Source organism: Simplicispira sp. (genome assembly GCF_028687295.1).
Taxonomy (GTDB): domain Bacteria; phylum Pseudomonadota; class Gammaproteobacteria; order Burkholderiales; family Burkholderiaceae_C; genus Simplicispira; species Simplicispira metamorpha.
In genome coordinates this window covers 1-6,360 of record NZ_JAQUAL010000175.1, presented here as the reverse complement: position 1 = coordinate 6,360, position 6,360 = coordinate 1, and the positions used below count along the sequence as shown (strand labels likewise).

At 61.8% G+C, this 6,360-nt stretch carries 8 protein-coding genes; 5 read left to right on the top strand and 3 right to left on the bottom strand.

Annotation, left to right across the window (positions count from 1 at the left end):
- The coding region (locus PHX69_RS14690) for an enoyl-CoA hydratase/isomerase family protein (RefSeq protein ID WP_288044671.1) at positions 1-641 on the top strand (641 nt) is incomplete at its 5' end.
- Between the two features lie 69 nt (positions 642-710).
- On the opposite strand, the gene PHX69_RS14685 is transcribed toward PHX69_RS14690, so the two are convergent.
- Together PHX69_RS14685 and smpB are read right to left on the bottom strand one after the other, a co-directional pair.
- Complete coding sequence (locus tag PHX69_RS14685) at positions 711-1,079, bottom strand: COG4315 family predicted lipoprotein (RefSeq protein ID WP_288044669.1); 369 nt, start codon at positions 1,077-1,079, stop codon at positions 711-713.
- Positions 1,080-1,157: 78 nt separating this feature from the next.
- Positions 1,158-1,631, bottom strand: coding sequence for an SsrA-binding protein SmpB (gene smpB / locus PHX69_RS14680; RefSeq protein ID WP_288044666.1), 474 nt, complete (start codon positions 1,629-1,631; stop codon positions 1,158-1,160).
- Between the two features lie 137 nt (positions 1,632-1,768).
- Between smpB and PHX69_RS14675 the strand changes: the two genes are divergently transcribed.
- Positions 1,769-2,209, top strand: coding sequence for a type II toxin-antitoxin system RatA family toxin (locus tag PHX69_RS14675; RefSeq protein WP_119014246.1), 441 nt, complete (start codon positions 1,769-1,771; stop codon positions 2,207-2,209).
- Positions 2,202-2,555, top strand: coding sequence for an RnfH family protein (locus tag PHX69_RS14670; protein ID WP_288044663.1), 354 nt, complete (start codon positions 2,202-2,204; stop codon positions 2,553-2,555). The genes PHX69_RS14675 and PHX69_RS14670 overlap by 8 nt, the downstream gene beginning before the upstream one ends.
- A gap of 13 nt (positions 2,556-2,568) precedes the next feature.
- On the opposite strand, the gene PHX69_RS14665 is transcribed toward PHX69_RS14670, so the two are convergent.
- Positions 2,569-3,084: a DUF4124 domain-containing protein gene (locus PHX69_RS14665; protein WP_288044661.1), complete on the bottom strand. Its 516-nt coding sequence runs from the start codon at positions 3,082-3,084 to the stop codon at positions 2,569-2,571.
- 77 nt (positions 3,085-3,161) lie between these two features.
- Between PHX69_RS14665 and guaB the strand changes: the two genes are divergently transcribed.
- Both guaB and guaA read left to right on the top strand, forming a co-directional pair.
- Positions 3,162-4,637, top strand: coding sequence for an IMP dehydrogenase (gene guaB, locus PHX69_RS14660; protein ID WP_119014270.1), 1,476 nt, complete (start codon positions 3,162-3,164; stop codon positions 4,635-4,637).
- 69 nt (positions 4,638-4,706) lie between these two features.
- Complete coding sequence (gene guaA / locus PHX69_RS14655) at positions 4,707-6,326, top strand: glutamine-hydrolyzing GMP synthase (RefSeq protein WP_288044659.1); 1,620 nt, start codon at positions 4,707-4,709, stop codon at positions 6,324-6,326.
- The last annotated feature ends 34 nt before the right edge of the window (positions 6,327-6,360 follow it).

The following is a 6,360-nucleotide window of genomic DNA, read 5'->3' as shown; positions in this document are numbered from 1 at the left end:
ACGTGGGCGGGGGCTACTTTTTGAGCCGCTGCCCGGGCCGCACGGGCGAGTGGCTGGCCCTGACCGGCGAGACCATCGGTGCTGGAGATGCCATCGCCTTGAATCTGGCCGATGGCTTTTTGGCCGCTGACCAGCAAGCCCGTGTCTGGGAGGCGCTGGGTGCGCAATCATTTGCCGATAGCGCGGCCATCAAGGTGTTTGTTGCTTCTCAATTGATAGCTGCTAGCGCCCATCTGGCAAGCGCTAGAGCCGAAATTGACCAATATTTTGCGCTGGACAGCGTGCCTGCCATCGTCGCCGCACTGGAGGCCGCTGACAGCGACTGGGCCCGGGCTACCGCCGCCCTGCTGCGCAAGCGCTCGCCGCTGATGCTGCATGTGGTGCTGGAGCAGGTGCGCCGCGCCCGGGTAATGGACTTGGCCGATGACCTGCGCATGGAGCGCGACCTGGTGCGCCACTGCTTTTACCTGCGCCCCGGCCAGAGCGAAACGCTGGAAGGCATCCGTGCGCTGGCCGTGGACAAAGACCACACCCCCCGCTGGAACCCCGAGCGCATCGAGGACGTATCGCCGCAGCTGGTGCAATCGTTCTTTGCCAGCCCCTGGCCTGCGCACGCCCACCCGCTGGCCGCGCTGCGCTGAAAAAGCGCTCTGGCGGTATCGACTGAACCGGCCACAGGGCGGCGCACCGCCCGGTGGCCGGTGCGTACTTCAGGGTTTGGCGGCGTGCCAGACCTGGTTGATGCCATCGCCCAGCATGTCGCCGGGCTTGGTGTCCTTAGCCCAGTAATAAAGCGGTTTGCCTTTATAGGCCAGTTGCTGCGTGCCGTCGTCGCGGACGACCAAGCTGTAGTCGCTGGCCGCGGGTGCAGCGCTGGCGCTGAGGGGCGGCCAGTTGACAGCACAAGGGCCATTGCAGGCAGATTTGCCGCTGCCCGCTGTGTCGCGGTCAAAGGTGTACAGCGTCATGCCATTGGGCCCGGTGAGCACACCGTTGACGGCCTGTAGCGGTTGGGCATGCAGCATGGCGCCACAGCCTGCCAGTGCAACGCCGACGATCAAAGAAGACAGGGTTTTCATGGAGCACCTCATAAAGAAATTGCACACATGGCGGAGCTGCCACTATGCGCCTTTATGGATACTTTTGCTGGCTAAAAATCAGCGGCTGCGGTTTTTCATGGCACGCTCGACTTCGCGCTTGCCTTCGCGGTCTTTGATGGTGTCGCGCTTGTCGTGTTCGGCCTTGCCCTTGGCCAGGGCGATCTCACATTTCACGCGGCCATCTTTCCAGTGCAGGTTCAAGGGCACCAGCGTGTAGCCTTTTTGCTCTACCTTGATGATCAGCCGTTTGATCTCTTCTTTGTGCAACAGCAGCTTTTTGGTGCGCACGGAATCAGGGTTGACGTGGGTGGAGGCGGTTTTGAGCGGGTTGATTTGGCAACCGATCAGGTACAACTCGCCCTCGCGCACCACCACGTAGCCATCGGTCAGTTGCACTTTGCCTTCGCGCAGGGCCTTGACCTCCCAGCCTTCCAGCACCATGCCGGCCTCGTAGCGTTCTTCAAAGAAATAGTTGTATGCCGCTTTTTTGTTGTCGGCAATGCGGGAGGAGGTTTGGGGTTTCTTGGCCATCGGAAATAGATGCGGCGCCAACCGGGAGATAAAAGGCCTCCCTACAATTGCAGCTGTCGCGCGTTCGCGATTCTAGTTTCGTTCAGCCGCCATGGCTGCTTTGCCTGGCGCAGCCACATCGCTTCGCGCACCTCCCCATGAAAAACGTCAGCAAGTCCGTATTGATCTGGTATAGCCCCGAAGAAATGTTTTCCCTGGTGACCGGGGTGGAGCAGTACCCGCAGTTTCTGCCCTGGTGTGATCGTGCCCGCGTGTTGGAACAAGACGGTCTGGGCATGCTGGCCGAGGTGGGCATTGCGCTGAGCGGTATCCGCCAGACTTTTGTCACCCGCAATGTCCATGAGCAGGGGCGGCGGGTGCGCATGCAGTTGGTGAAGGGGCCGTTTTCACGGTTGGACGGCGACTGGCACTTTCACACAGTCGGTGATGGCACCCAGCGCGCCTCCCGGGTGGAGTTGCAGCTCAATTACGGCTTTGCCAATGCCGCGCTGGCCGCGCTGGTGGGGCCGGTGTTTGACCGCATTGCCGCCACCATGGTCGATGCCTTTGTCAAGCGTGCCGAGCAGGTGTATGGATAACGCGGCCCCTGGAGCAGTGCTGCACGTGGTGGTGGCTGCATCGCCACAAGCAGGTCAGGTGCTGGAGCAGTTGTTGCGCCTGCCTCTGGGGGCTACGGTGGCTGATGCCGTACAGGCCAGCGGTTGGGCGCCTGGCGGAGTGCCATCGCCGCAGTGGGTCGCGTGCGGTGTCTGGGGGAGGGTGGTGGCCCCGCAGCAGCAACTGCGCGACCAAGACCGGGTGGAGCTGTACCGGCCTTTGAGTGTGGACCCCAAAGTGGCCCGGCGTGAACGCTTTGCACGCCAGGGTGCGCGTGCCGCAGGTTTGTTTGCGCGCCAGCGTGCGGTCGTTCCCCGCAGTGATTGAGGGGTGTGGCCGCTCAGCGCTTGCAGTCTGCGTTGATGATGTCCTGAATGCGCCGTAGCTCTGCGGCGCGGGCGGCGTCGTCCAGAAATACGCGCTCGCCCTGGGCATTGGTTTGCCGGATGGGTGTTCCTGACTCGAACGTGGCCTGGGCGTTGCGCGCACGTGTGCAGTTGTCTGCCCGTTGCTTGGCGATTTTGTTTTCTTCGGCTTTTTGCTTGGCCGCTTCTGCCGCCTCTGCGCGGGCTTTTCTTTCTTCCAGCTCTTTGTCTTTGGCGGTGGCGCGTGGTGTGCTGGCTGCAGCAGTGGGCGCGTTGGCGTTTGCTGGGGTCTCTGCGGCGGGCGTTGGTGTGCTCGGGGGTTTGCCGTGGTAACCGGGCTGTTTCAGGATGTTTTTCTCTGGCACGTCATGCGGCGGTGCACGGTCACTGAAGACCTTGCGGCCATCCTTGTCTACCCACTGCCATTGGGCCCAGGCAAGCGATGGCAGGGCACATACCAAAGCCAGCAAAAGGGTGTGGTGCTTTTTCATCGCCGCGAGTGTAGCTGCGTGGTTTGCCGCAGGCAAAGGTGTGGCGGCAGGTACAATCGTTTTTTTGGAGCTTTCTCATGCGCCTTCTTGGAAAAGCACTCACCTTCGACGATGTGTTGTTGGTGCCAGCGTTCTCCCAGGTCCTTCCCAAGGACACGTCCCTTGCGACCCGTTTTTCTCGCAACATCCAACTGAATCTGCCCCTGGTGTCTGCTGCCATGGACACCGTCACTGAGGCGCGCCTGGCCATTGCCATCGCCCAAGAGGGCGGTATCGGTATCGTGCACAAAAACCTCACGGCACAAGAGCAGGCGGCCCAGGTGGCCCGCGTCAAACGCTACGAGTCCGGTGTGGTGCGCGATCCGGTGGTCATCACCCCCGAGCACACCGTGTTGCAGGTGCTGCAACTGTCCGAACAACTGGGCATTTCTGGTTTTCCGGTGTGCGACGGTGGGAAGGTGGTCGGTATCGTCACCGGGCGCGATTTGCGCTTTGAAACCCGCTACGACGTCAAGGTCCACCAGATCATGACGCCCCGCGAAAAGCTCATCACCGTCAATGAAAAAGAGGGCACCTCACCCGCTGCTGCCAAGGCCCTGCTGAACAAGCACAAGCTGGAGCGCATCCTGGTGGTCAACGATGCCTTTGAGCTCAAGGGCCTGATTACCGTCAAAGACATCACCAAGCAGACCAGCTTCCCCAACGCCGCCCGCGACGCCTCGGGTTGCCTGCGCGTGGGCGCTGCTGTGGGTGTAGGTGAAGGCACTGAAGAGCGCGTAGAGGCACTGGTCAAGGCCGGTGTCGATGCCATCGTGGTCGATACCGCCCACGGCCACAGCAAAGGCGTGATCGAGCGCGTGCGCTGGGTCAAGAAAAACTACCCGCAGATTGATGTGGTGGGCGGCAACATCGCCACGGGCGCAGCGGCGCTGGCGCTGGTCGAGGCCGGTGCCGATGCTGTCAAGGTGGGCATTGGCCCCGGTTCCATCTGCACTACGCGCATCGTGGCGGGCGTAGGTGTGCCGCAAATCATGGCCATTGACAGCGTGGCCACGGCCCTGCAAGGCACGGGCGTGCCGTTGATTGCCGACGGTGGCGTGCGCTACAGCGGCGACATTGCCAAGGCGTTGGCCGCCGGTGCCAGCACCATCATGATGGGTGGCATGTTTGCGGGCACCGAAGAGGCGCCCGGTGAAGTGATCCTCTTCCAGGGGCGTTCTTACAAGAGCTACCGTGGCATGGGCAGCATTGGCGCCATGCAGCAAGGCAGCGCTGACCGCTACTTCCAGGAATCGAGCACCGGCAACCCGAACGCCGACAAGCTGGTGCCCGAAGGGATTGAAGGCCGCGTGCCTTACAAGGGCTCCATGGTTTCCATCGTGTACCAGATGGCTGGTGGTGTGCGCGCTGCCATGGGTTACTGCGGCTGTGCCACCATCCAGGAGATGAACGAGAAGGCTGAGTTCGTCGAAATCACCACCGCCGGTATCCGTGAGTCGCACGTTCACGACGTGCAAATCACCAAAGAAGCGCCCAACTACCGCGCCGACTGATCGTTTTTTTGTGCCCCCACAGGCCCGAACCCACGCAGCGCGGTGTTCGGGCTTTTTCTTTTTACTGCCATGCAACACTCCAAAATCCTCATCCTCGACTTTGGCTCCCAGGTCACGCAACTGATTGCCCGCCGGGTGCGCGAAGCCCATGTGTTTTGCGAAGTCCACCCCTGCGATGTGTCTGATGACTGGGTGCGCGCCTATGCCCAGGATGGCACGCTCAAAGGCGTGATTCTGTCTGGCAGCCATGCCAGCGTGTATGAGGAAACCACCGACCGCGCCCCGCAAGCCGTATTCGAGCTGGGTGTGCCGGTGCTGGGCATTTGCTATGGCATGCAAACCATGGCGCAGCAGCTGGGTGGCAAGGTCGAAGGCGGCCACACCCGCGAGTTTGGCTACGCCGAGGTGCGCGCCCATGGCCACACCGCGTTGCTCAAAGACATTGCCGACTTCACTACGCCCGAGGGGCACGGCATGCTCAAGGTCTGGATGAGCCACGGCGACAAAGTCACCGAGCTGCCCCCCGGCTTCAAGCTGATGGCCAGCACACCCAGCTGTCCCATCGCCGGTATGGCCGACGAGGCGCGCCACTTCTACGCCGTGCAGTTCCACCCCGAAGTCACGCACACCGTACAGGGCCAGGCGCTGCTGAACCGTTTTGTGCTCGATATTTGCCAGGCCCGCCCCGACTGGATCATGGGTGACTACATCGCCGAAGCCGTGGCCAAAATCCGTGAGCAAGTCGGTGATGAAGAGGTCATTCTGGGTCTGTCGGGCGGCGTCGATTCGTCTGTGGCCGCAGCACTGATCCACCGCGCTATTGGCGACCAGCTTACCTGCGTGTTCGTCGATCACGGCCTGTTGCGCCTGAACGAAGGCGACATGGTGATGGAGATGTTTGCTGGCAAGCTGCACGCCAAGGTCATCCGCGTGGATGCCAGTGACCTGTTCCTGGGCAAACTGGCCGGGGTCAGCGAGCCTGAGGCCAAGCGCAAAATCATCGGCGGCCTGTTTGTCGATGTGTTCAAGGCCGAGGCTGCCAAGCTCAAGGCCGGTGGTGCAGGCCACAAGGGCGCCACCTTCCTGGCGCAAGGCACGATTTACCCCGATGTGATCGAGTCGGGCGGTGCCAAGAGCAAAAAAGCCGTCACCATCAAGAGCCACCACAACGTCGGTGGCCTGCCCGAGCAACTGGGCCTCAAATTGCTGGAGCCGCTGCGCGAACTGTTCAAGGACGAAGTGCGCGAACTGGGCGTAGCGCTGGGATTGCCGCATGCCATGGTGTACCGCCACCCCTTCCCCGGCCCCGGCCTGGGTGTGCGCATCCTGGGTGAGGTCAAGAAGGAATACGCCGACCTGCTGCGCCGCGCCGACGCCATCTTTATCGAAGAGCTGCACAACTTCACCGACGCAGCCACCGGCAAAACCTGGTACGACCTCACCAGCCAGGCGTTCACGGTGTTTTTGCCCGTGAAAAGCGTGGGTGTGATGGGCGATGGTCGCACCTACGACTACGTGGTGGCCCTGCGCGCCGTGCAAACCTCTGACTTCATGACCGCCGACTGGGCCGAGCTGCCTTACGCGCTCTTGAAAAAAGTCTCGGGTCGCATCATCAATGAAGTGCGTGGCATCAACCGCGTGACTTACGACGTCAGCTCCAAGCCGCCAGCGACCATCGAGTGGGAATGACCGTCCAACTGGAAATGTCTGGAACCTGCTAGAA